This is a genomic window from Variovorax sp. dw_308 (genome assembly GCF_019207085.1).
Taxonomy (GTDB): Bacteria; Pseudomonadota; Gammaproteobacteria; order Burkholderiales; family Burkholderiaceae_C; genus Variovorax.
The window spans coordinates 51,087-73,864 of sequence record NZ_JAATOM010000025.1 but is presented as its reverse complement, the minus strand read 5'-3'; the positions used below and the strand labels follow the sequence as shown (position 1 = coordinate 73,864).

Sequence of the window (22,778 nt, the reverse complement as noted above, 5' to 3'; positions counted from 1 at the left end):
ACATGGTAACTTGCTATGGTGCGTAGTGGTAGTGGAGAAATCGCTCTCTCAAGCGGGGCCAATGATGGGGCATCCTCGACGCTCGTCCGAGAGCATTTAGGTGGACTAACAACGTCGGAAGCCGGTCGGCGGCCGGACCTCCCAACGAACAGCGAGTGCATTCGATGCCGGTCATCCTCCAACGCATTCTTATCCTGTGCAAGACCTACCCGTCGCCCAGTTCGAAGTACGCAGAGACATCGTGTGTTGCAGGGATGACGGAGGACGGCAAGTTCGTCCGGCTTTATCCGGTGCCGTTCCGACTGGTTTCGGACAATCAGCAGTTCCGCAAGTGGCAGTGGATTGAAGCGCGCGTTGAGAAGGCGAACAATGACCATCGCCCCGAGAGCCATCGTTTGTTCGTCGACACGATCCGGTGCGACGCCGAGCCTCTCAAAGCGGGGAAGGAAGGCTGGCCGCGACGCATGCAACTGCTGTCCCAACTTCCTGTATTCGACGACTTCGCCGCCATCCAGGGTGCCAGAGTGGCTGACGGCACGTCACTCGCCTTGCTTCGGCCATCACGCATCATCGGCCTCGACATCACGCCGACGAAGAATGCCGACTGGACCGATGCCGAGAAGCAGAAGCTTCTTCAACTGCAGCAGCAAGGCGGCCTCTTCGACGATGACGATGAGAGCAAGCAAATTCGGCTGTTGGAGAAACTGCCCTTCGACTTCCACTACCGATACGAATGCATGGTCGATGGGCAGGCCGTCCCTTATCGACACAAGATCGTCGACTGGGAAGCCGGCGCGCTCTTCCGGAACCTGCGACGTACGTTCGGCGCCGCCGGTTGGGAGGCGCCTTTTCGCGAAAAATATGAACGCGAACTACCGACGCGGGACCTACTGCTGCTGCTCGGCACGATTCACCGATTCCCCGATCAGTGGCTCGCCGTCAGTGTGATCTGTCCACCTAAGCCGCAACCTGACGGCCAACATCAGGAAAAGCTGTTCTAGAGGTCAGGTGCATGACAGATGGGCCACCGTGCTCGCGAGCGGCCCGCGCCACGTACGTGCGGTGACACGTGGTGAAGTCCGCTTCGAAGCAGACCAAGCAAGCCGTGGTCGCATTGGCGATCTTCACCAGTTCGCCTATCGTGGTCTGTTGTGTCGCCATGTAGGCAAGAAAACCCCGCGTGTACGCGGCCCAAGAGCCGTCCGCCTTGTACCGTGCGCGGACCGCCTTGGGGCAACCCAGTGCCGGGATATGAGCGTACGCAATGCCTGCCTCTGCAAGCGCCTCACGAAAGCTCGACTTTGAGAAGCCCTTTTTCCGAGACAGGGGCAACTCTCGTACGTCGACAACCGTTTTAATGCCCGCGGCCTGAGCCCGCGCAATGAAAGCGGAAATGTCTAAACCTTCGTATCCGAAGGTGAAAAGATGATGCGCCGAACCCATGCACACGAGTTTACCGGGCCGGCTCGCAACGCAGAAGCCGCCACACCGGGCGAGCTGCGCAAAGCATGCCCTCACCCGCCAGATCGAAGATGTGGGAATCTCAGATGCGCAAGCACGCGCGGACGGGCACATTGCGGCGGAAAGCCAGGCGACCTACGAAGAGGTGCGTGACTTCTTTGAGCGCGACGAGTACACGCTCAAAGTCGCCAACGCCAGGCCGGCCAAGCCGTCCCAAATCGATCGATCGCCCCATCGGTACCACTTTGGCATCGGCAGTCCTCGGTTGAAATTGGCGTCAGGTACCAATGTCCACGCGCTCCGGGACGAGGCTGCCGACCCTCTACTGATGAAATTTCCGGGCTAGAGCCGCGGTCTTTGCAGCCCGGCATCCCAGGCATGGTCGAGATGCAGGCACACCCAGCCGTACAGCTCCTTCGAGATCATCCGTTCCGCGACCATCGTTTCCATCGACGCCCGGCCCTGTCGAAACGCAAACAGGATGAGTAGCCGTCGCTCCAGCTTCGATGCGAATTCCGGGAATTCCAGCCGAAGCGACTGGATCGCCTCTTCCACGGATTTGCTGCGTGCCGCCAGGGTCGAGCCAAGGACTTGTGCGACCGGCTCTCCCAGGAGCGGCAGCAACCTGCGTTGGCTGTAGTGCTTGAGCCGCTCCAACACCGCGCGTCGACAGATCAGGAGCTCGAATCGATCGGCCAGCGCCGCTGCCAAGGGCCGCCGGACATGCAGGTGACGGGCCAGCCAGGAGGCCACACGGAGGCTGCGCTGCGGCTCGAGGATGCGCCGGGCCTCGCGGCTGTAGCCCACGCGCCCCTCGATGCGCGCGGCATCGATCATGTGGCCGGTATTGCGCATCATGGCGTCCAGGTTGCTCACGCTGATGACGCCATCGCCGTACTCGGGAATGAGGTCGCGCTCCCTGGTGGCCAGCGTGACGAAACCGGCGGCGATCCGCTGGTCTTCCGAAGGCTCGGCGCCGGGTTGCAAGTCCACATCGGAGATCGCGTGGCGATACTCCGCCGTCACGTCGTCCACGTTGCCGCTTGCCAGGCCGAAGCCTGCCGCAAAGTGCTTCACGGCGTCCGCCACCTCTGCCGACGAAAGCATGGTCGCTTGCCGCTGCAGGGCCTGGTCTTGCGGAGACAGGCGGTCGAGCCCGAGGCGGCGCACCAGCCAGCGCAATGAACTGCCATTCACCAGAAGGCTCCAGAGCACGAAGCCGGTCGCCATCATCGAAATGAACTGGCGTTCTTCGGCTCCCAGCGCCGGATTCTCGGAAACGCCCAGTGCCAGCACCAGCGTCACGGCACCGCGCAAGCCACCCCAGGCGATCGCAAGCCGATAGCTTCGCGAGATGGGCTCGCCAAGCCGGAAGCGACCCAGTGCAGGCAGCAGCACGAACAGGACCGCAAGCCGTGCAAGAAGCGCGGCGACGACGGCCACCAGCAGGTAGACGAAGAACATGTAGTTGATCGCGCCCAGAAGTCGAGGGACCCTGGCCGCGGACAGCAGGAAGACCGATGCGCCGGCGACGGCCGCGATCTGCTCCCACACGATCGTCACATGGCTCCAGCTCCTGGGCGAAATTCGCGTGCGGCCCAGCGCGTTGACGACCAGCGCGGCGCAGACGACAGCCACGACGCCCGAGACATCGAGGATGCGGTCGGCGAACAGGTACAGGGCGTGCGGCAGCGCCATGGTCAGGGCGGTTTCCGCGGGTGCGATGTTGTTCATCAGGAACAACGCCGCAGCCAGGACGCGACCTGCGAGGAGGCCGACGATGGCACCGCCCAGGAACGAATGGGCGAACGTGCCGAGGCCGCCGAGCCAATCGACGGGCGCGCCGGCCGCACTCGTCAGCGCGGCGGTCAGTACGCCCGCCAGCGCGATGGCCGCGGCGTCGTTCAGCAAGCTCTCACCCTCGACGAGGCCTATCAGCCGGCCGGGTGCGCCGATGTCGCGAAATATCCCGACGACTGCGGATGGATCGGTCGTCGCCACGATCGCGCCGAGCAGCAGGCACACCACGAGTCCTTGTGGCGCAACGGCGGCGACCGCCAATCCGATGGCGCCCGTTGCAACGACGACCGCCACCACCGCCAGCAGCAGGATGGGCGTGATGTCGCGCAGGAGGCCCCGGACATCGACCGAGAGCGCCACCTGGAACAACAGGGGCGGCAGGAAGAACCAGAGATAGGCATCCGCAGGGACGTTCGGGTCGATGAGCGGCGCGAAGAAACGGCCCCCCGAGGACGGAGCCACCGCGTCCATCACGACGTAGCTGGCGCCGACCGAGATGCCGACGATGCAAAGCAAGGTCGCCTCGGGGACGCCCGTGCGCGATGAGAGCATCTGGATGAACGCCACGCATGCCAGGACGCAGCACGCAAGCGGAAGACCTTCGCTCAACATCATCATCATTGGCGATCACCTCCAGGCGTCAGGGGGGCGAGGGCAATGAATCCCTTCATGGCTAGCGCGTTGCGAGGACGGCCCCGATCGTGTCGACGCTGTACCTGGCGACGCGGGCCTTGTAGGCCAGCAGGCTGGCTGCGACGCGTCGGGCGTCAGGGTCGGAGACCGAGGCGATCTCGTCGGCTGTGGCCTGGTGCAACGCGGCGAGAACACTGGGAGGCCATGGCCTCGCGATGGCACCGCGGGCCTCCATGGCGCGCAGGGCCGGCGCATTCTGGTGCAGCCCGCGTGCGATGCTGCGAAGTGCGGCTGCCTGGGCGACCTGTCTCACAAGTTGTTGCAGGTCCGCAGGCAACGCCGCGAACTTCGCGCTGTCGACGAACAGGTGCAGGGCGGCGTCCGGCTCATGCCACGGGCCGTACTGCAACGGTGCGTGTTTCTCGAAGGGGATGAGCGCGTCAAGGGCAGGAACCACAGCCTCCGCCGCGTCGATCTGCTTGTCTTCGAACGCCTGCGCGATCTTGCCGATCGGCAGTTCCACGGGCACGGCGCCCAGGCGGCCAATGACCTGGCCTGGAAAGCCCGAGATTCGCATTCGCACGCCTTTCAGGTCCGCCGGGGAACGAATCTCCTTCTGGAACCAACCTCCGAACTGGACGGAGGTGTTGCCCGCCGTGAGCGGCAAGATCCCGTGCGGCGCAAGGACGGACTCGAAGAGTTGCTGCCCGCCGCCAAAGTTGAGCCAGGCGTGGTTCTCATCCGCCGTGAGGCCGAAGGGAATCGTCGTGAAGAAGTCGATCGCGGGCACTTCCTTGGCGTAGTAGTGCGCCGTCGTGTGGGCGAGATCGAACTTGCCTTCCTTGACTGCCTGGAGCAGTCCGCCGGGGATTCCGTGCTGCGATGGATCGACAACCTGGATCTGCAATCGGCCGCCGGACGCTTTGCCGACGGAGTCTGCAAAGTCGCTTGCCGCTTCGCTCAGGATCGGCAGGTTGGTGGGCCAGGACGACCCCATGCGCCAAGTGACGTCGCGAGGCTGCGCCGAGACACGTGGCGCGCCGAGTACGGCTGCCAGCCCTGTGATGGAGGCAAGGGCACGTCGACGGGAAGCGGGCAAAGAAATACGCATGCGTGTGGCTCCTTGGCTGCCGTTGTGCATTGTGGCCTTTCGTTGGCTCGGCGATCAACGGCATTCGAGGTTGCTCCTGCTTGGGAATCCCGAACTCGGCGGCGGCGTGGACGCCAGAGTCGGGCGCAACTGCGCGCCGTTGTTTCGCCGAACGCTACGAAGCAGACTATCTCTGGAACAATCGCATATTCCGTTCGCGCTATCGATATGGGCGATAGCCGTCAAAGAAGGTGACGAGATGGATATTCGACGCATCCGAAACTTCATCGCCGTGGTCGAGGCTGGAAGCATCGCGCGCGCAGCGTCCGCGCTGCACATCGCCCAGCCGGCGTTGAGCGCGCAGATGAAGCAGCTTGAGGAGTCCATGGACAGCGAATTGCTCAGCCGTAGCTCCAAAGGGGTTGCGCCTACAGCCGTGGGAATCGAACTGGTGCGAAAGGGACGCCTGCTGCTGCAGATGTTCCAGTCGGTCCAGTCGATCGGGCACGACATGGCCGCCGCCCCGGAGGGGCTGGTGACGGTTGGACTGCCAGCCAGCGCGGGCGCCATCCTGTCGGTTCCGCTGATGCGCGCGTTGATGGAGCGTTACCCGAAGATCGAGCTGGGCCTGCTGGAAATCACGAGCGCCGATCTCGGAACGCAGTTGAAGTCGGGGCGGCTCGACATCGCGGTCCTGTTCGACGATGTGCTCACGACCGGCATGCGCCACGAAGCCGTGATGGACGAAGACCTCTTTGTCGTCAGCACGGACAAGGACACGGACGAAACGCCGATCGCGAAACTGCGGGACCTCTCCCTGGTCCTGCCCGCGCGGCCGAACAGCATGCGCCTCCTGCTCGACAAGGCCTGCGGACAGCGCGGCTTCGTTCCAAAGGTCGTCGCGGAGATTTCGTCACCCTACAGCATGCTTCAACTCGCGCAGGCGGGCCTGAGCGCAACGATTCTTCCCGGAACGATCGTCGGGCGAGGCTTGCCTTCGAACCTGCATGCGTCGCGCATCGTCGCGCCGCGCCTGACCCGCACGGTGTGCCTGGCGACCAACACGGAGGTACCGATTTCGGCGCGCGCCGCGGTCGTGCTGGATCTCGTGCGCGAGACGCTGAAGGACTTCGTCGAGAACGCCCGGTTCGACGCTGTCCGGTGGAAGCCATCGAGGGCGGCACGGTCCAAGGCGAGACGCTGACCTCACAACAGGCGCAGGCTGATCGCCCGCGACACCGCCTCCGCGCGGGTCTGGGCCGCCAGTTTCTGCATGAAGTGCTTGGCATGCGTCTTGACCGTCTCGGGGGCGATTCCGAGTTCCCGTGCGACATGCTTGTTCGAAAGACCGCGACTCATCAGGCGCAGTACGCGGATCTCTTGAGGAGACAGCGTTTCCGTGCGCGGCAACGAGCGAACCGCACACCCCGTGCTGTTGTCGGCCCCGGATATCCCCAGGCTGCGCAGGAATGGCCGAAGACGATGCAGGCGGTTGGCGTCGGCGCAGTGTTCGGTGGCAGGCAGCTCATGGACGAAATTCCTGACGCTCTGCTCGGCGTCGAGGAAGACCCTGACCAGTCCTGCGTTCGCTCCAAGTTCCAGCGATGTGAGGAGGGTGTCCGTGGCACGCCCCACGTCGCCGATGCGCAGAAGCCCGCCGACATAGACCAGGCTGAGCTCGACATGAGCGAAGGGGGCGTCGTCCACGCTCGTGATCGCCAGCAAGGCCTCGAGCCGATGGATGGCATCCGGGACGCGCTCAGTCGCCAGGTCGATGCGGCTGCGAGCGACCTGCCGGAGCCTGTCCATGGCGTGGTCGACGTTGGCTGGCGTGGCTGGGTCCGGAGCAAGTCGCTCCAGCCGGCAGGCCCACTCGACCGCTTCATCCAGATGGTTGGTGCTCAACAGGACACGGACCATTTCGCCCAGGCACGTTGCGACCAGGCGATGCCAATCGCGTTGCGCGCCGGCTTCGATGGCTTCGCGCAGGAGGAGCGTGCAGAGCGAGATCTGGTGCCTGGCGACTGCGATCCTCGATGCAGTCAGGTAGGTGGCAATGGCGGTGTCTGTGGTGCCGTGACCGACGAGGTGATCGATCCGGTTGCGTAGCAGGCTGTCTGCCTGGCTGACGTCTCCGAGTTCGTAGTACATCCGGGCTGTGAGTGCGGTGGCGCAGGCGGACGGCGCGGCATCCGTGCCAAAGCGCTCATCGGAGATTCGAATGGCCTCCAGAAGCAGGCGTTCTGCAACCCTGAACCGAAGGTGCTCGATTTCCGATGCCGCGTCGAGCGTCAGGGCGTCGATGGCGACGACTGTGTCTCTGTCACTGGTGGTCTCATCGGCGCGATGCACCGGGCCGCGTCTGCGCCCCCCGAGGACGAGCCGCGTCCCGGATTCGCGCCATCCCGGTTGCGGCCCCGTGCGCCGCGAATCGGCCAGCAGAGCGACGCCGTCGGCCGGGGCCTCGGGCGAGACCGGTGCTTCGCGGGTCACGGCGGACATGATTGCAGAGCCGGCTTCAAGCACGGAGAAGTCCTCGATGGATGGTGGGCGCGCAGATCGTTGCGCTCGCGTTGATTGCGCTTCGACTCGCCCAGCGTATGCACCTCCCCGGCGTCCGTCGTGAGGATTCGGTGTGGGTTGCGTGGAGATTGGGTGAACTGGCGTTCGTCGGCGTCTGTTGCCCGGTTCAGGCGCGCCTTGACTGCGACAGCGTGAACGCTTCGAGACCCGTCAGTGTCGAGAGTTCTTCCACGATCGTGTTCATCGCGCCACTCTGCACCACCGCGTTGGCGAAGATGATGCACTGGAGTTCGTAGCGCTTGCCGTCGAAGTCGATGGAGAGGCTGTCGGCTGGAATACGCAGGCCGCGCGCTTCCAGGAATTGATGGATCTCGTCTGCCCGTGGCCGGTAGCCTTCGTGAAAGCGAAGACTGCCCGCGAGTGCGCCATGTGCGGGCAGCAATCGCTCGAACCTTGGCAGGATCGAGACACAGAACACGAAGAGCGCCGTCAATCCCGCGGCAGGCACGTAGAAGCCGACGCCGACCAGGATGCCGATCGCCGATGAACCCCAGATGGACGCCGCGGTGGTCAATCCGCGGACGTTGAGCCCGCTCTTCACGATCAGGCCGGCGCCCAGGAAGCCGATGCCGGTCAGGATGGCGCCGATCACGCGGGTGGGATCCCCTTCGGTGACATGCACGGTGCCCCAATACCAGAGTGATGGGAAGCCCGCCAGCAAGGTCACCGCACAGGACGTCGTGCACACCAGGCAATAGACCTGGCTGCCGGCGGCACGCCCGCTGAAGTAGCGTTCGTACCCGACGATCCAGCCGAACACCATTGCCAGGGCCATGTTCGCCACCATCCAGAGGCCGGCGCCGTGCCAAGCGGTGCTCAAGTTGAATGGAGGCATACGAAGCCCTCGATTGAATCTTCGTGCGGGTGGCGCGCAACGAGGCGCATCCGGGGCGAGGCCGCGCAGGGGCGAAGCCGAATGTCATTCTAGGCACCATCGGCACGATCCGCCCCCTCTGCATACGCGCTTCGACACTCAGGACGTGGCGCCGACAGGCACCGCGACACCGCCGGCCGCCACGCGTTCTCGCGCGAACCCTGCGAGGGTGCGCAAGGCCATCACGGCCGAGCGGAGGTAGAAGGCCTGGAGGTGGAACACGTGCCATCTCGCCGTGTGGACTTCGAGCCGGCATGGCACGCCGTGGCTTGCCGCGCGGTCCGCCAGCCGGGTGGCATCGGACAGCAGCAACTCCTGGTCGCCGACCTGCATCAGCATGGGCGGCAGGCCGCGCAGGTCCGCCTCCAGCGGGCCGCCGCTGGCACCGGCCCGACCGTGGTACCAGTCGATGCCTTGCTGCAGCCAGCCCTCGCGGATCATCGGGTCGTCGTTGCGGCGGGACTTCAGCGTGGCGCCTTGCAGCCTGGCATCGGCAACGGGCGAGATCAGCAGCAAGCCGGCCGGGACGGGGTCGCCACGATCGCGCAGCGCGAGGGCCAGCGCCAACGCGAGCGCACCACCGGCGGAGTCGCCCGCGACGACGATCCGGTCCGCCGGGAAGCCCTGGGCGCGCAGGGCGGCATGGCATGCCAGCGCATCGTCGAGCGCCGCGGGATACGGATGCTCTGGGGCCAGCCGATAGTCCGGCACCCAGACAGCCATTCCCGATTCATTCGCCAGCCGCGTCGTGATGCTGCGGTGCGTGCCCGGACTGCCCAGGCAGAACGCGCCGCCGTGCAGGTACAGGATGGCGGCGTCTGCTTCGGCCCCCTTCGGCGTGACGACTTCCAGCGGCACGCCGTGGGCCTCGCCGCGCTTGCGGTCCACGCCGCCAACGCCGGGCATCAGCGGCGAGAGCAGGCTCACGACAAGCCTTTGCGTGCGGGCGCCGAAGGGCGGTCCGATCAGCGAGCGAAAACTCGTGCGAAGGAATGCGCGCAGGAAGGCCGCGTTGAGCGTTTCAAGAAGGCCCGTGGGCGCGGCAACCCGGATCCCCGCGGCGGCGCCCGCCGGACGGTCCAGGGCCTGCGTGAACCGGTAGGCGTGCAAGCTCGAGAAGCGCGTGAGCATGCGATAGGACACGGTGAAGCCCGGCCAGTTGGTGCTGTTGTGGCCGGTCGCATCCACGTACCAGCTCTTGCACCCGTTCCAGACCGTGTCGCGCAGGCGCTGCTGGATATGCACGTTGAAGCGCCGATGACGCTGCTCGTCCACCTCGATCGTTCCCGCATTCGCTGCCTGCATCGCCTTGCGGCATCGCATGACGTGGGCGATCTGGCTCTCCAGCATGTAGACGATGGAGTTGTGGCCCAGGTTGGTGTTGGGCCCGTAGAGCATGAAGAAGTTCGGGAAGCCGGGCACGGTGAGCCCGAGGTAGGCGTGCGCGCCGCGCTTCCAGGCCTCGTTGAGCTCCAGCCCTGCGCGACCGGTGATGCGCATCGGCGACAGGAACTCGGTGGCAGCGAAGCCCGTGCCGTACACGATGGCGTCGGCCGGGTGATGCACGCCGTCGGTGGTCTCGATGCCGTCCGCGGTCACGCGCCGGATGCCTTCGCTCACCAGTTCGACGTTGGGTTTGCTCATCGCCGCCAGGTACTCGCCGGACAGCAGGACGCGCTTGCATCCGATGGGATAGTCCGGCGTCAACCGGGCGCGCAATGCGGCATCCGGCACCTGCTTCGAGAGCAGCCGGCGGAACGGAAGGCCGACGGCCACTTTCATCAGGCTCTTGAAGCGCGTGAACGCGATGGCCCGCGATTCGTAGCGCAGGTAGATGCTCGCGCGGTGGAGTTTCATGGCGCCCGGAATCCACTGGAACAAGGCCTTCTCCCAGCCCGCATAGGCGCGGTCCGGCCGCGGCATGATGTAGGCGGCCGAGCGCTGGAAGACCGTCAGCTGGCGCACCGTGTCCGCGATCGCAGGCACGAACTGAATGGCGGAAGCGCCAGTGCCGACCACGGCCACCCGCTTGCCGGACAGCGCATAGCCGTGGTCCCAGTGCGCCGAGTGGAAGGTGCGCCCCTTGAAGTCCTCCATGCCGGGAATCTTCGGGATCGCGGGGCGGCTCAGTTGGCCGGTGGCGCTGATGAGCATTGACGCGCTGAGCATTGTGCCGTCGACCAGCGTGACGTGCCAGAGTGCTTGCGCTTCGTCATAGCGCGCCTGTGCGACCTCGGCGCCGAAACGGATGTGGTCGGCCAGGTCGTACTTGCGGGTGCAGTGCCGGAGGTAGGCGTGGATCTCCTGCTGGCGCGCGAACACCCGGGTCCAGTTCGGGTTGGGCTCGAAGGAAAAGGAATAGAGGTGCGAGGGCACGTCGCAGGCCGCGCCCGGATAGCTGTTGTCGCGCCAGACGCCGCCGACATCGTGCGACTTCTCGACGATGAGGAAGTCGCGCACGCCCGCTTTCCGCAACGCGATGGCCATGCCGATGCCGCCGAAGCCGGTGCCGACGATGAGGGCCGCCAGCGGCGTTGCTTCGCGATGGGGGTTCGCGTCTGGGGTGCCACGGCTGTCCAGGTTGTCCTCGAAACTCTTGCGCATGATCTCGTCTCCGGAAGGGGGTTGGTGATGTGCTTGAGCCGTTTGCGTGGATGGATCAAGTGATGCCGATGGTGCGGCCCGCGGGGGAATGCACCAATGGCGGAAGAGGACATCGACTTTATTATTTGGGCCAAACTCGACGCCCCCTGGGGTAAGCCCGCATGAGCTTCTGGGACTTCAACCGCAGCCCCGCCAGCGCACGCTTGCTGGTGGACTTCGGGCGCGCGCGCGGCGTCGAGGCGGGCAAGTTGCTCGCGCGCACCGGCCTGTCGATGGCGCAACTGGCCGACCCCAAGGTGTCACTCTCGGCCACGCAGGAACTGTGTGTGGCGCGCAACCTGCTGCGCCAGCTCAAAGGACCGGCGGGACTGGGCATCGAGGTCGGAGCGCGCTATCACTTCTCCACCTACGGGATGTGGGGCTACGGGCTGATCAGCAGCGCCACGATGGGCGAGGCCATCGCGCTGGCCCTGCGCTTCATCTCGCTCACGTTTTCATTCACGTTCATCACCTTCCATCTGGAAGACGACGACCTTTGCATGCTCAACTTCGGCGAGCCTGATCTCGAGGACAGCGTCAGGACCTTCCTCGTGGAAAGGGACATGGCCGCGGCCGCCGTGCTGATGCAGGAGCTTGCGGGGCAGGACTTCCGCATGTCGAGGTTCACGCTGCGGCACAGCGGCAAGCAACCGGCGAGCGCTGCGGCGGATGCGCAGCGCATCCTTGGCATCGCCCCTGACTACGGCGCCAGGTTGAACAGCCTGGTTTTCAGGCGCTGCTTCCTGGAGCGGCGCTTGCCCCAGGCGAATCCCATCACGGTCTCGATGTGCGAACAGATGTGCGCCCAACTCATCGAGCAAAGGCGATCGCGTCTGGGAACCGCGGGAATGATCAAGCAGTATCTCGACGCGACGACCGGCGGTGCCCTTCCTCAACTGGCAGCATTGGCGAGCCACACGAACACCAGTCAACGGACCTTGAAGCGCCGCCTGAAGGACGAAGGAACTTCCTTCAGGGAACTGCTGGCGGCATCCCGCGGTGCGATGGCGAAAGAGCTGCTGGCGGATGAGGCGCTGCCACTCAACGAGATTGCCGAGCGGCTTGGGTTTGCGGATCTTTCGAGCTTCTCGCAGGCGTTCAAGCGCTGGTTCGGTGTTGCGCCCGGTGCGTTTCGTCGGGGTACGAAGTGACGAGCGGCCCTTGATCTGTCAAGCGAAGTCGCGGCGCAGAAATCAGCCAGCCCGCCTTGTCATCGGCTTCAGTTGATCCGGGTGGCGACGAGCGGCGAATAGCGGTTCGAGGTCGCGTTCATCCTGGTCGCGCGGGCATATGCGTTGTAGAAGGTTTCGCGCGTCGAGCCGCCGTCCATGGGGTTCCAGTCGATGACCAGCGTGGCGGGCGCCGCATAGGTGCAAGTGCCGGTGTTCAGCGGATGCGCCGGCGGCGGCGAACCCGAAGTGGGCTGCGTCCTGGTGTATTGCACGCTGCCGTTCGGGAAGAAGTAGTAGTAATAGTCGCTGCCGTCCCAGACCTTCCACCAGCCGTACAGCCATGACATCGCGGCGTCGCCGGCGGAGGGCGATGTAGCGGCATCGAAGTAGGTGTCGATATCGATCCAGCCCACCAGCTTCTTGAAGTCATAGGGGCCGGTGCCGCGCACGCGCTTGATCACGTCGCAGCCCATGCTCTTGCCACCCTGGCCGCCGGCCGCGCGCAGCAGCACATCCCCATCGAAACCGAGGCACACGTCCACGTGGAAGGAGGCATGGCGCAGGATGTCGCCGTACGCGGGCCGGTTGTTCTGCCTCGACAGCACCCATGAACCCGGCTTGCCGGCCTTCTTCACGATCCCTTCCAGGTCGAAGCCGCCGAGGTAGGTCTTGGAGCCCATCTTTGCGCCGTACCAGCCGGTGAAGCCGTTGCAGCCGGTCATGATGCCGCCCTTGGCCCAGTTGTCGGACATGACCTTCTGCGAGAGCCCGGTCATCTCCGTGTACTTGGAAGCCGTCGCGCCGTTCGATGTGATGACCGTGTTGCCGGGCAGGACGGAATCGAGCAGCTTGCGTGCGTTGTCGCGAACAGTGGACATGGTGTTTCACCTCCTTGAAATGGCGACTTGATCGGTGCCTGGAGAGCGTTCCCTCAAGGCAGCAATTCAGTCTAGGCAAGGCGGGTGAACTGTGAAAGAGCGGCGGGGCCGGTGGCTCACCCATCCGTGGGAGGAAAGTGGCGCATCGCGCCACTCAACTTGCATCGCTCTGCTTTTTGTTCGAAGAGTTCCAGTTTTGGCGGAAGCAAACGTAATAGTTGTGCGGTCGCGTTGATTGCGCGCAGGTCAGATCACTTCCAACGCTGCGCCTGCGACCGGTTGCCGAATGGACCCCGCGCGACGCACCAAGCCGACTACCGGGTCATCGGCAACGCCACGCCCATTGCCGCGAACATGCCGCCGCAGACGCGGTTGAAGTTGCGCCCCGCGCGCTCCAACCAAGGCCGGATGCGGTGCGCCAGCAGCGCGAGAAGGTATTCCACGATCACCTCGATCGTCACGAACACCACCGCCATGATCACGAGCTGCGGGGCCAGTTCGCGGGCCGGATCGATGAACTGCGGCAGGAAGGCGCCGTAGAAGAGCAGGGCCTTCGGGTTGGAGACGGCCGTCAGCAGGCCCTGGCGAAACATCGTGGCGCCGCGGGTGTCGGCGGTCGAGGCATCGGCGCGCAGCTGGATGGCCGGTGCGCGCCAGAGCTGGATACCGAGCCAGATCAGGTAGGCGCCGCCAATGAACTTGAGCACGATCAGTGCATGCGCCGATGCCTGGAGCAGCGCGCCGATGCCGAGCATCGACAACGCAATCAGGACCACGAATCCGATGGCGCCGCCCGCTACGGTGAAGAGTGTCTTGCGATGGCCGTGCAGCGCACCGTGGGTGAGCACGAGCAGGCTGTTGGGGCCGGGCGTGAGCGACAGGCCGGTGGCGGCGACGAGGTAGAGCAACCAGGTGTGAAGGGTCATGGCTGGATTGTCGGTAATTTGTCGTGCGGCGCGTTCGTTCGCGGCATGGGGCGGTTCTTCGTTTTTCGCGCGGCTCGACGATTTGCGGCAGTGCGCATGGACAGCCGCTGCGGCAGCGCCTATTGTCTGGCCGGGCGCGGACGACACAGGCAACTATTGCGAGGCAAACACCCATGAAGCTCCACTACCACCCGATCTCCACCACCAGCCGCCCGGTCATGCTGTTCGCCGCGGAGAGCGGCATTCCGCTGGAAATGCAGGTGGTCGACATCTTCACCGGCGAGCACGTGAAGCCGCCATACACCGGCCTCAACCCGAACAAGCTGATCCCTACGCTGGAGGACGGCGACTTCGTGCTGACCGAGAACTCGGCCATCCTCAAGTACCTGGCCGACAAGATCGATTCGCCGGCCTACCCGAAGGACCTGCAGAAGCGCGCTCGCGTCAACGAGCGCATGGACTGGGTCAACACGCAGCTGTGCATCGACCTGGTCTACGGCCTGGTCTACCCGCAGATTTTCGACACCCACAAGCGCCGCAGCGACGAGGCCCAGGCCGCGACGCTGGAGCGCGGTCGCGAACGCGCGCAAGGCTGGCTGAAGGTGCTGGACGAAAACGTGCTGGGCAAAGGCAACAAGTATTTGTGCGGCGACGACATCACCATCGCCGACTACCACGCCGTGTCTTACGTGGCGCTGGCCGAGGTGATCGGCAGCGACCTCGCCGCGTTCCCGAACGTGAAGGCCTGGCTCGGCCGCATGAAAGCGCTCAAGAGCTGGGCCAAGGTCTATGAAGTGATCGACGGCTATGCGGCTTCGCTCAAGAGCAAGCCGATGCTGGCCGTCTGAGCGCGCCGTTCAATCCAAGGAGTGCCCCATGATCCGCAAGCTGCATCACAACGCCTACCGCTGCCGCGACTCGGAAGAGACGCGCGCCTTCTATGAAGACTTCCTGGGCCTTCCGCTGGTGACCACCCTGGAACTGGGCCAGACCAAGACCGGCCGCGAGACGCACGCGCTGCACACCTTCTACCGGCTGGACGACGGCTCACACCTGGCCTTTTTCGAGGTCGACGACATGCCCTTCGAGTTCAAGGCGCAGCACGACTTCGACCTGCACATCGCGCTGGAGGTCGGCACCGAGGTGCTGCAGCCGATGATGGCCAAGGCGCGCGAAAAGGGCATGGAATGCCGCGGCCCGTCGGACCACGGCATCATCGACTCGATCTACTTCCGCGACCCCAATGGCTACGTGATCGAGCTGTGCGCCAAGCGGGCCAACCACGACGAGATGATGGACCCGGCGAAGAATGGCGCGCGCGAGAAGCTGGAGCATTGGACGGCCGCGAAGACTGGCACGCCTGCCTGAGTGGCGAGGGGCGCGTCTGACTCCCTCTCCCCTCCGGGGAGAGGGTTGGGGTGAGGGTCGGGCCCCACACGTGCACCGCACCCCACCCGATGGCATGATCGCCGTCAAATTCGGAGCACAACCCCATGATCGTCGAGCGCATCTGGACCGGCAACGCCTACCGCAACTACAACTACCTGATCGCCTGCCCCGAGACCGGCGAGGCGCTGGCCATCGACCCGCTGGACCACCAGAAGTGCCTGGCCGCAGCCAGGGACAAGGGCTGGGACATCACGCAGATCCTCAACACCCACGAGCACCACGACCATACCGGCGGCAACGAGGCCGTGGTCGCGGCAACGGGCGCCAAGGTCATCGCGCATCACCAGTCGGGCTCGCGCATCGCAGGCGTGGACCGCGGCGTGAAGGCGGGCGACATCATCAAGGTCGGCAAGACGGTCGAGCTGGAGTGCATGGACACGCCCGGCCACACGATGTGCCACATCTGCCTGCGCTCCCACACCGAGCAGCCGGCGCTGTTCTCCGGTGACACGCTGTTCAACGCTGGCGCCGGCAACGTCCACAACGGCGGCAGCGCGGACAGCCTGTACAGCACCTTCGTCGACCAGCTCGCGAAGCTGCCGGCCAACACCCGCGTGTATCCGGGCCACGACTACATCGAGAACAACCTGCGCTTCACGCTGGCGCGCGAGCCCGACAACGCGGCTGCGAAGGCGCTGTTGCCCGAGGTGGCGGCACAGGACCCGGCCAAGGCCCGCGTGACGACGATGCAGGAGGAGAAGCAGTTCAACACCTTCCTGCGCCTGGCCAGCCCGAGCGTGATCGCGGTGCTGCGGGCGGAGTTTCCGGATCTGCCGGAGCATCCGGATGCGAAGACGGTGTTCGTCAAGCTGCGCGAGCTGCGCAACAAGTGGTGAGAAGGTATGAATCTTCCTACTGCGGACGCCGATCTCGGGTCTGCGGTGCTCACCGTACGTGAGTACGGTTCCGCTCCTCAACCCGACCTCGGCGCCCTCGCTACGGAATCTTCACACCTTCTGCGCTGCATCGGATCTGAGCCTGTTATCACTCGCAACGGAAATCGACGCCGGTGTCCCCCGGCGCCTTGCCCAGCATGCGAGCATTCAACTGCTTTTGCTCGCAATAGGTGGAGGCCCCGTTGTAGGTCGACGCGCGCAGGTTGCCGTCGCGCAGGTGGATAACGTCGTTCGGCACCACGCCGCAGCCGGCGAGGGCGATTCCGAACACGAGGGCAGGGTACTTGAGGAGGCAGTTCATGAGGCCGGTGAGGGTCAGGCGGATACGGAGGGAGGGCTGCCCGCATCGTACCGGAGCAGGCCGGCGTTGCGGGCAACTACGGGCGCTGCGGGAAGATGCCCTGCATGCAGATGCAAAAGACGGAACCGGGAACGGGCTCCTTGCCCTTCAGGTTGGGCAAGCCGAAGTTCGTCATGCCATCGCCGCCATACGTCGTGCCCACCAGCGAGAAGACAGCCGCGTGCTGGCTGATCGGAACCAGGGACCCGTCGCACACCATCCAGTTCAGTGGGGCGAAATTGAAGGCGAACAACTGAATCGACGCGAGGATCGGGTCCATGGTGAGTCCTTTGTGGAGTGGCGGGGGATGCTACTGCTGCGAGGTGATCAGCAAGGGAATTTTGCGAGGGCATACCTCGTTCGCACAGGCCCGGGCAAGAGGCAGAATTGCCGCCACCCGAAGGCGGCATGAGGCGTGCGGTCAGGGGTCTTTCACACGCAAACTGGAAAGCAGCGCGTTCACGAATGTCCGCGGCAAGGCGCCAGCCAGCACGTAGAGCGAGTCATCCCCGCGGATCGCAAAATACAGCCGCCGGTCCCCAGGTTCCGCGGCATCCACGAAATAGACGGCCAAGCCGCCTTTCGTTGTCTTGGTGAAGCTCTTTGCACGATGGATGCGCTCCGCCTTGCGTGCAAGTTGCAGGGGCGCGTCATCCGAGGCGGGTGAAGTGCCCAGCGCGTCCAGATAGCCTTCGGGGCTCGTGATGGGGTGCTTCTCCAGCAGGCCCAGCTTCGCGTGCCTGTCGCGCAAGCGGGCATGGTCCAGTGTCAGCCAGCTATAGGAAGCGCGTTCATCCCCGCCCGCGGGCACAAAGCCGACCGAGGGAGATTCATTGCCCGTGATGAATATCTTGCTGACTTGCGACCGCGGCAACTGCATTTCAAGGCGTCCGAACTGGAAGCCTACGCAGTCGCCGCAGTGACGCGGCGCGGGCCACTCCTGCGTGCGCAGGGTTGCGGCATGGGATGCCCCCGCAGCGAGCGAGCGCCCACAGAGCGCCAACGCAAGCAGACTTCAGGACCACCGCGCAAACCTCAGCGATGAAACACCCATGCGTGCCATATCGAAATCGGTTCGGTAATCATGAACGACCTTCCGCGCGCATTTGATGTCCAACTTGCTTCGCGCTGTGCTGAAGATTGCGCCACCCAACTGTGTCGCCAGCCATTTGATGTTGGTCGGTCCCATGGCTGGCGTTGGAACCAAAGCCATTGCGTTGGAGCATTTCACCGTCTCCCTGTACATGTTGGCGAAGACGTTTGCCACTCCATCGTCGACGACGCCATCCCATGGCACTGGAACTGCGGCGAACTTGAAGAAATCGTTGTGAGGTCTCGGACTGCTGCGTTGTCTGCGTCTGTAGCTTCTGCCATTTTTTTACTCCCTTTGAGTCAAACAGCCGGGCAGATGCCTGGCCGCAAGAACGCTATCCCAAGACCTATGGGATCAGACCTGTTGGCAGCGGGATGCGGAGCGCAGATCAGAGACAGTTCGGAAATCGAGAAACCGCGCCGATCACACCGTCACGGCCGGATTGCCCGTCACAACCCCGGACTTCTCGCTATGAATGGCACGACAGGAGGGGCAGGCGCTCAAGCTGTCTGCTCCCGCCCCTCGAAGTACTCCGCCAACCGCATCCGCTCGCGCTCGAACGCCGGCATCGCGGCCAGAACCGCCTCCCAATCGCCGACGCGGCTGGCCCTGTCAATGTTCCCGCAAGCGGTTGCGAATGCGAGTGCGCCCACCATCTTGCTGGCGCCCGCCATGCGGTGCGCGAACTGCGTGACTTGGGGGACGTCGTCGGTGGCCAGCGCCTGCCGGAGTCCGGCCGAGTCGTCCTCGCATGTGCGCCGGAAGGCTGCGACAACCTCGCTCACCATCGACGCATCGCCACCGCATTTCGCGGTGAGGAGCGCGTGGTCTATCGGGCTGTCGAGAAGGGCGGCCTCCGGGCTCGCGCCGCCGGCTGAAGAGGCGCCGGGCGGCGAGGGCGCGCGAGGCAGCGGCAGCCACCGATCGAGCTTCTCGGTCAGCTGGGCCAGTTCCAGTGGCTTGACCAGGAAATCATCCATGCCCGCGGCGAGGCAGGTCTCGGCCTCGCCCTGCAGCGCGTTGGCGGTGCAGGCAATGATCGGCACGCGCGCTTGTCCCGTGCCGGCTTCGAGCGCACGGATGGCGCGCGCGAGTTCGTAGCCGTCCATGTGGGGCATGTGGCAGTCGGTGATGACCAGTCCGAAGCGACCGGTCTTCCACAACGCGAGGGCCTGGACCCCGTCGTCGGCGGTCTGGGCGGCATAGCCCAGCGTTCGCACCTGGCGTGCGATCAGCATGCGGTTGACCGGGTGGTCGTCCACCAGCAGCACCAGGGTGCCTTCCGCCTCGGCCTGCGCGGTGCCGGGTGCCACGCGGCGCGCGGCCGTCGCGACCGTGGGCGCGCCCGCGCCGTCGGCGCTGCTGCCCGAGGGAGGCTCGGCGACGGGCAAGGTCAATTCCAGCGTGATCGTCGAGCCCTTGCCGGGCTCGCTGTCCAGCCTGATCGAGCCGCCCATGATGTGCGCGAGTTGGCGGGAGATCACCAGTCCCAGCCCGGTGCCGGCCGGCCGTCGCCGCGCCTCGTCGCCCTCGGCTTGGGTAAACGGCTGGAACAGGCGCTGCTGGTTCTCGGGCGAGATGCCGATGCCGGTGTCCTTCACCTCGAAGCGCAGGCTTTCCTGTCCGTCCTTGCGCCCCAGGAATTGCACGTTGATGTCGATCCAGCCCTCGGCCGTGAACTTGATCGCGTTGCTGACGAAGTTGTTGAGGATCTGGCGCAGGCGCACCGGATCGACCCGCAGCGCCGGGCTGATGCGCGGGTCGACCATGCGCCGCACGATCAGCCCCTTGCTGCTTGCATTGCCCAGGTAGATGCTCTGCACCTCCTCGATCAGGCGCTTGATCGAGACCACCTCGGGGCGGACCTCCAGCTTGCCGGCCTCGATCTTCGAGAAGTCGAGGATGTCGTCGATGATGCGCAGCAGCGAGCGGCTCGATTCGCGCACCAGCCCCAGCGTCTCGCGCTGCTCGGCATCCAGCTCGGTCAGGCTCAGCAGTTCCAGCATGCCCAGGATGCCGTTCATGGGCGTCCGGATCTCGTGGCTCATGGTGGCCAGGAAGGTGCTCTTGGCGCGGTTGGCGGCTTCCACCTCGGCGCTGCGCTGCGACAGGGCCGCGTTCAGCTGCTCGATCTCGCGCTCCTTCTTCTTCCGCTCGGTCACGTCTTCCGACATGGTCAGCAGGAAGCGCGGCTTGCCGGTCTCGTCGAGGATCGGGATCTTCTTCGCATGCAGGACGCGCACGCTGCCGTCGTTGGCATGCAGGGTCTCCTCGGGGATGTCCACTTCCCGGCCCAGCGCCAGCGCCTCCTTGTCCTTGGCCGTGAAGAAGTCGGCTTCCTCCCTGGTGCCGACGTACTCGTGCACCGTCTTGCCGATCAGCTCCTTCTCGCTGAGCCCGGTCAGTTCCTCGAGGGCGCGATTGACGCGCACCAGCTTCAGGTCGACCGCGTCCTTGACCATGAACTGATAGGGGATGTGATGGATGACCGAGTTGAGGAACGCGTTGGCAGTTTCCAGCTCGGCGGTGCGTGTGTGCACGCGGGCCTCCAGCTCGGTGTTCAGGGCACGCAGGTCGTGTTCCGCCTGGCGCAGCGCCGCCTTCTGCCCTTGTTCGGCGAGCGATCGTCGCACCGAGAAACCCAGCCGCCGCACGCGTAGCTTGAGGACGTAGTCGGTGGCGCCGGCCTTCATGCATTCGACCGCTTCTTCCTCGGTCATCAGGCCGGACGAAATCACGATGAGCGGAAGATCCGGCCACCGCTGCCGCACCTGGCGCGGCATCTCCAGTCCGCCGACTTCATAGTCGGACAGCACCAGGTCGAAGGCTTGCCGCTGCAGGGCGGCGACGAAGTCTTCCGTGGTCCGCACCCAGGCGATGTCGCAGGCAAGATCTTCCTCCTGGAGCGTCGCCCGGATGCGCTGCGCATCGTCCGGGTCGTCCTCCAGGTGCAGCACGCGGATGGCGGCGGTGCTCATCGCGATCCTTCCTGTTCGCTGCGCAGCGACTCGACCACCTCCCTGAACTCCTCGCGGTTGCGTTCGCTGAGCGCGGAGAGGGCTTCGTGCGCCTGCAGGATGCGCTTCTGCACAGACGCCAGGTCGCCGCCCGCGCCCAGCGCGTAGAGCGTGGGGCCGGCGGGGATGTCGTCGCGGATCGCGGCCTGCACCTGCTGCATGCTCAGCTCCTCGAACAGGCCGTGCACGATCGGCGTCACGCCCGCGAGCACCACGCCGCCCCGGGCGACCAGCTCGTGCACGGTGCCGAGCCAGGTGCTGTCCATGTATTCGCAGCCGGACAGGTCCAGCACCAGCGGCCGTCCTTCGTCCAGCACGGTCAGGGCGGTTTCATGGAAGGCGTCGCAGTGCATCCAGGTGGCGCGCCCGCGCAGCGCGAGCCAGGCGGCATGGTCCGTCTCGCCATAGAACACCACCTCGTCGCCCTCGGGCCGCGGCGTGCAGGTTGTTGCAGCCGCCGCTGCTGTTGGAAGTTCCGCGCCGTTATCGAACCAGGAGGCGCCGGCGTGGGCGTCGATGAGCAGGATGGTCACGTCGTCGCGGTCCGCGCCCGCCGGTGCGCTGGCATGGAGTTGCGCCATCATTTCCTGCGCGCTCGACAGCGGGTTGACGAGCACCTCCTGCAGCAGCTCCAGCTCGCGTTGCGACCCGGACGGCAGCAGCCCGTCGGTATAGAGGAGGATGCGGTCGCCCGCCAGCAGTTGCAGGCGCTCCTGCCCGAACTGCGAGTCCGGCGCCAGCCCGAGCGCCGGACCGGTGCGGCGGACCATCCGCGTTTCCTGGCCCTCGCGCGCGTGCAGCACGGGCGGATGGCCCGCCGATGCCAGCGTGAGGCTGGAATCCGACGTATCCAGCAGGCCGAAGACGGCCGTCAGGAACAGGCCGGGCGCAGCGTGCGCCTCGCAGATCGAGCGGTTCACCGCGGCCAGCACTTCAGCCGGCGGCAGCGCCAGGCCCGTCGCCGGGTCCGCCAGCACCAGCCGTTGCTTGAACAGCACCGAGAGCATCGCCGAGGTCACGCCGTGGCCGGTGGCGTCGGCCAGGTAGAAGGCGAGGTGCCGCTCGCCCAGCCGGACCACGTCGTAGAGGTCGCCGCCCACATGCTGCCCCGGGCGGTACACCGCGTGGATGCAATAGCCTTCCATGGGCGGCGGGCTGCGCGGCAGCAGGGCGCGCTGGATCACCTCGGCCCGCTCGAGGTCGCGGCGCAGCACTTCGGAAGTCTCCTCGAGTTCGCGCACCTTGCGCTGCAACGCGAGGTGCAGGCGCTCGCGCTCGGCCAGCAGTTGGCGTCGCTCGAGCGCGTTGCGCACCGCGACTCCCATCTCCTCGGTCTGCGGCGACTTCGGCAGGAAGTCGAATGCGCCGAGCCGGATCGCGGCCAGCGCCGAGTCGAAGGTCTCCAGCCCCGACAGGACGATCCACGTGGCATCCGGCACGGCCTGTCGTCCCCAGCGCAGCAGTTCCAGGCCGTCCATGCGCGGCATCATGATGTCGGTCAGCACCAGGGCGACGTCCGGATGCGCGCGCAGGACTTGCTGCGCCGCGATGCCGTCGGCGGCCTCCAGCACGGGGGAGCAGCCAAGGTTTTCCAGTGCCCGCCTGACCATGAGGCGAGTCACCGGCTCATCGTCCACCACGAGGGCGACGGGAGGGGCAGGGTCGAGGTTCATCACATCCGCTCGTGCAGGTTGCAGTTTCCCAAGAGGTCGCCCACCCGCGCAGGCGTCGGCGAGGCGAGTGCGGATTGGGCTCCTTTTCGGAGATGGATGCAATTCGTGTGCGGGGGTGGGTTTGGCCAGAGCGGGTCTTGCCCGCGGACGTTCTCACCGGCCGTCGACCCCCATGGCATGCGGTACAGTGGCCGACGTGAAACACCTCAAGCAATTAGTTCTCGTGGGCCTCGTCGCAGCCTTCGGGCTG

General features: G+C 65.4%; 20 protein-coding genes. 7 read left to right on the top strand and 13 right to left on the bottom strand.

The features are described 5' to 3' along the window. Positions 1–164 precede the first annotated feature (164 nt). Positions 165–1,001 (top strand): hypothetical protein, encoded by an 837-nt coding sequence (locus HCU76_RS30700; protein ID WP_218511365.1) that lies wholly within the window; start codon positions 165–167, stop codon positions 999–1,001. On the opposite strand, the gene HCU76_RS30695 is transcribed toward HCU76_RS30700, so the two are convergent. Continuing rightward, positions 958–1,443 carry a DUF488 family protein gene (locus HCU76_RS30695; RefSeq protein ID WP_218511364.1) on the bottom strand — a complete coding sequence of 162 codons (486 nt, stop codon included), beginning with the start codon at positions 1,441–1,443 and terminating at the stop codon, positions 958–960. The two genes, HCU76_RS30700 and HCU76_RS30695, sit on opposite strands and share 44 nt — an antisense overlap. On the opposite strand from HCU76_RS30695, the gene HCU76_RS30690 reads away from it, so the two are divergent. Beyond that, positions 1,442–1,807 (top strand): hypothetical protein, encoded by a 366-nt coding sequence (locus HCU76_RS30690; protein ID WP_218511363.1) that lies wholly within the window; start codon positions 1,442–1,444, stop codon positions 1,805–1,807. The genes HCU76_RS30695 and HCU76_RS30690 overlap by 2 nt on opposite strands. On the opposite strand, the gene HCU76_RS30685 is transcribed toward HCU76_RS30690, so the two are convergent. Further along, on the bottom strand, positions 1,804–3,882 hold the full coding sequence (locus HCU76_RS30685; protein WP_256354590.1) for a sodium:proton antiporter: 2,079 nt from the start codon (positions 3,880–3,882) through the stop codon (positions 1,804–1,806). The genes HCU76_RS30690 and HCU76_RS30685 overlap by 4 nt on opposite strands. Before the next feature lie 52 nt (positions 3,883–3,934). Beyond that, entirely contained in the window at positions 3,935–5,005 is a 1,071-nt protein-coding gene (locus HCU76_RS30680) for a TRAP transporter substrate-binding protein (protein WP_218511362.1), read from the bottom strand. Between HCU76_RS30680 and HCU76_RS30675 the strand changes: the two genes are divergently transcribed. Then, the gene (locus HCU76_RS30675; protein WP_218511361.1) at positions 5,004–6,188 is read left to right on the top strand and encodes a LysR substrate-binding domain-containing protein; all 1,185 of its coding nucleotides are present in this window, start codon (positions 5,004–5,006) and stop codon (positions 6,186–6,188) included. The genes HCU76_RS30680 and HCU76_RS30675 overlap by 2 nt on opposite strands. A gap of 2 nt (positions 6,189–6,190) precedes the next feature. Here HCU76_RS30675 and HCU76_RS30670 read toward each other — a convergent pair whose 3' ends face one another. From HCU76_RS30670 to HCU76_RS30660, 3 genes are all read right to left on the bottom strand, one after another. Then, complete coding sequence (locus tag HCU76_RS30670) at positions 6,191–7,510, bottom strand: LuxR C-terminal-related transcriptional regulator (RefSeq protein WP_218511360.1); 1,320 nt, start codon at positions 7,508–7,510, stop codon at positions 6,191–6,193. A gap of 163 nt (positions 7,511–7,673) precedes the next feature. After that, a complete protein-coding gene (locus HCU76_RS30665) occupies positions 7,674–8,387 on the bottom strand; it encodes an MgtC/SapB family protein (protein ID WP_218511359.1) in 714 nt (237 codons plus the stop codon). A gap of 153 nt (positions 8,388–8,540) precedes the next feature. Beyond that, the gene (locus tag HCU76_RS30660) at positions 8,541–11,045 is read right to left on the bottom strand and encodes an alpha/beta hydrolase fold domain-containing protein (protein WP_218511358.1); all 2,505 of its coding nucleotides are present in this window, start codon (positions 11,043–11,045) and stop codon (positions 8,541–8,543) included. A gap of 161 nt (positions 11,046–11,206) precedes the next feature. Here HCU76_RS30660 and HCU76_RS30655 point away from each other — a divergent pair, with 161 nt between their 5' ends. Continuing rightward, on the top strand, positions 11,207–12,235 hold the full coding sequence (locus tag HCU76_RS30655) for an AraC family transcriptional regulator (protein WP_218511357.1): 1,029 nt from the start codon (positions 11,207–11,209) through the stop codon (positions 12,233–12,235). A gap of 68 nt (positions 12,236–12,303) precedes the next feature. Here HCU76_RS30655 and HCU76_RS30650 read toward each other — a convergent pair whose 3' ends face one another. Both HCU76_RS30650 and HCU76_RS30645 read right to left on the bottom strand, forming a co-directional pair. Continuing rightward, positions 12,304–13,134: a hypothetical protein gene (locus tag HCU76_RS30650; RefSeq protein WP_218511356.1), complete on the bottom strand. Its 831-nt coding sequence runs from the start codon at positions 13,132–13,134 to the stop codon at positions 12,304–12,306. Between the two features lie 314 nt (positions 13,135–13,448). Then, positions 13,449–14,060, bottom strand: coding sequence for a LysE family translocator (locus HCU76_RS30645; RefSeq protein WP_213959131.1), 612 nt, complete (start codon positions 14,058–14,060; stop codon positions 13,449–13,451). Between the two features lie 173 nt (positions 14,061–14,233). On the opposite strand from HCU76_RS30645, the gene HCU76_RS30640 reads away from it, so the two are divergent. The 3 genes from HCU76_RS30640 to HCU76_RS30630 all read left to right on the top strand — a co-directional run bounded on the left by HCU76_RS30640 (position 14,234) and on the right by HCU76_RS30630 (position 16,345). Further along, positions 14,234–14,908: a glutathione S-transferase family protein gene (locus HCU76_RS30640; RefSeq protein ID WP_218511355.1), complete on the top strand. Its 675-nt coding sequence runs from the start codon at positions 14,234–14,236 to the stop codon at positions 14,906–14,908. A 28-nt stretch (positions 14,909–14,936) separates the two neighbouring features. Beyond that, positions 14,937–15,428 carry a VOC family protein gene (locus HCU76_RS30635; protein WP_218511354.1) on the top strand — a complete coding sequence of 164 codons (492 nt, stop codon included), beginning with the start codon at positions 14,937–14,939 and terminating at the stop codon, positions 15,426–15,428. A 125-nt stretch (positions 15,429–15,553) separates the two neighbouring features. Continuing rightward, positions 15,554–16,345, top strand: coding sequence for a hydroxyacylglutathione hydrolase (locus HCU76_RS30630; RefSeq protein ID WP_213959134.1), 792 nt, complete (start codon positions 15,554–15,556; stop codon positions 16,343–16,345). Positions 16,346–16,493: 148 nt separating this feature from the next. On the opposite strand, the gene HCU76_RS30625 is transcribed toward HCU76_RS30630, so the two are convergent. The 5 genes from HCU76_RS30625 to HCU76_RS30605 form a co-directional block, all read right to left on the bottom strand. Next, positions 16,494–16,706 carry a hypothetical protein gene (locus HCU76_RS30625; RefSeq protein ID WP_256354589.1) on the bottom strand — a complete coding sequence of 71 codons (213 nt, stop codon included), beginning with the start codon at positions 16,704–16,706 and terminating at the stop codon, positions 16,494–16,496. Between the two features lie 76 nt (positions 16,707–16,782). Next, entirely contained in the window at positions 16,783–17,025 is a 243-nt protein-coding gene (locus tag HCU76_RS30620) for a phage tail protein (protein WP_218511353.1), read from the bottom strand. Between the two features lie 141 nt (positions 17,026–17,166). Next, entirely contained in the window at positions 17,167–17,625 is a 459-nt protein-coding gene (locus tag HCU76_RS30615; RefSeq protein ID WP_218511352.1) for a hypothetical protein, read from the bottom strand. Positions 17,626–18,338: 713 nt separating this feature from the next. Beyond that, positions 18,339–20,816, bottom strand: coding sequence for a response regulator (locus HCU76_RS30610; protein WP_218511351.1), 2,478 nt, complete (start codon positions 20,814–20,816; stop codon positions 18,339–18,341). Further along, on the bottom strand, positions 20,813–22,528 hold the full coding sequence (locus HCU76_RS30605) for a SpoIIE family protein phosphatase (protein WP_218511350.1): 1,716 nt from the start codon (positions 22,526–22,528) through the stop codon (positions 20,813–20,815). Before HCU76_RS30605 ends, HCU76_RS30610 begins: the two co-directional genes overlap by 4 nt. Between the last annotated feature and the right edge of the window lie 250 nt (positions 22,529–22,778).

Coding starts and splice junctions, on each gene's coding strand:
- HCU76_RS30700 (WP_218511365.1), top strand. CDS start 165: ATGCCGGTCATCCTCCAACGCATTCTTATCCTGTGCAAGACCTACCCG.
- HCU76_RS30690 (WP_218511363.1), top strand. CDS start 1,442: ATGCACACGAGTTTACCGGGCCGGCTCGCAACGCAGAAGCCGCCACAC.
- HCU76_RS30695 (WP_218511364.1), bottom strand. CDS start 1,443: ATGGGTTCGGCGCATCATCTTTTCACCTTCGGATACGAAGGTTTAGAC.
- HCU76_RS30685 (WP_256354590.1), bottom strand. CDS start 3,882: ATGATGATGATGTTGAGCGAAGGTCTTCCGCTTGCGTGCTGCGTCCTG.
- HCU76_RS30675 (WP_218511361.1), top strand. CDS start 5,004: ATGCGTGTGGCTCCTTGGCTGCCGTTGTGCATTGTGGCCTTTCGTTGG.
- HCU76_RS30680 (WP_218511362.1), bottom strand. CDS start 5,005: ATGCGTATTTCTTTGCCCGCTTCCCGTCGACGTGCCCTTGCCTCCATC.
- HCU76_RS30660 (WP_218511358.1), bottom strand. CDS start 11,045: ATGCGCAAGAGTTTCGAGGACAACCTGGACAGCCGTGGCACCCCAGAC.
- HCU76_RS30655 (WP_218511357.1), top strand. CDS start 11,207: ATGAGCTTCTGGGACTTCAACCGCAGCCCCGCCAGCGCACGCTTGCTG.
- HCU76_RS30650 (WP_218511356.1), bottom strand. CDS start 13,134: ATGTCCACTGTTCGCGACAACGCACGCAAGCTGCTCGATTCCGTCCTG.
- HCU76_RS30645 (WP_213959131.1), bottom strand. CDS start 14,060: ATGACCCTTCACACCTGGTTGCTCTACCTCGTCGCCGCCACCGGCCTG.
- HCU76_RS30640 (WP_218511355.1), top strand. CDS start 14,234: ATGAAGCTCCACTACCACCCGATCTCCACCACCAGCCGCCCGGTCATG.
- HCU76_RS30635 (WP_218511354.1), top strand. CDS start 14,937: ATGATCCGCAAGCTGCATCACAACGCCTACCGCTGCCGCGACTCGGAA.
- HCU76_RS30630 (WP_213959134.1), top strand. CDS start 15,554: ATGATCGTCGAGCGCATCTGGACCGGCAACGCCTACCGCAACTACAAC.
- HCU76_RS30625 (WP_256354589.1), bottom strand. CDS start 16,706: ATGAACTGCCTCCTCAAGTACCCTGCCCTCGTGTTCGGAATCGCCCTC.
- HCU76_RS30620 (WP_218511353.1), bottom strand. CDS start 17,025: ATGGACCCGATCCTCGCGTCGATTCAGTTGTTCGCCTTCAATTTCGCC.
- HCU76_RS30615 (WP_218511352.1), bottom strand. CDS start 17,625: ATGCAGTTGCCGCGGTCGCAAGTCAGCAAGATATTCATCACGGGCAAT.
- HCU76_RS30610 (WP_218511351.1), bottom strand. CDS start 20,816: ATGAGCACCGCCGCCATCCGCGTGCTGCACCTGGAGGACGACCCGGAC.
- HCU76_RS30605 (WP_218511350.1), bottom strand. CDS start 22,528: ATGAACCTCGACCCTGCCCCTCCCGTCGCCCTCGTGGTGGACGATGAG.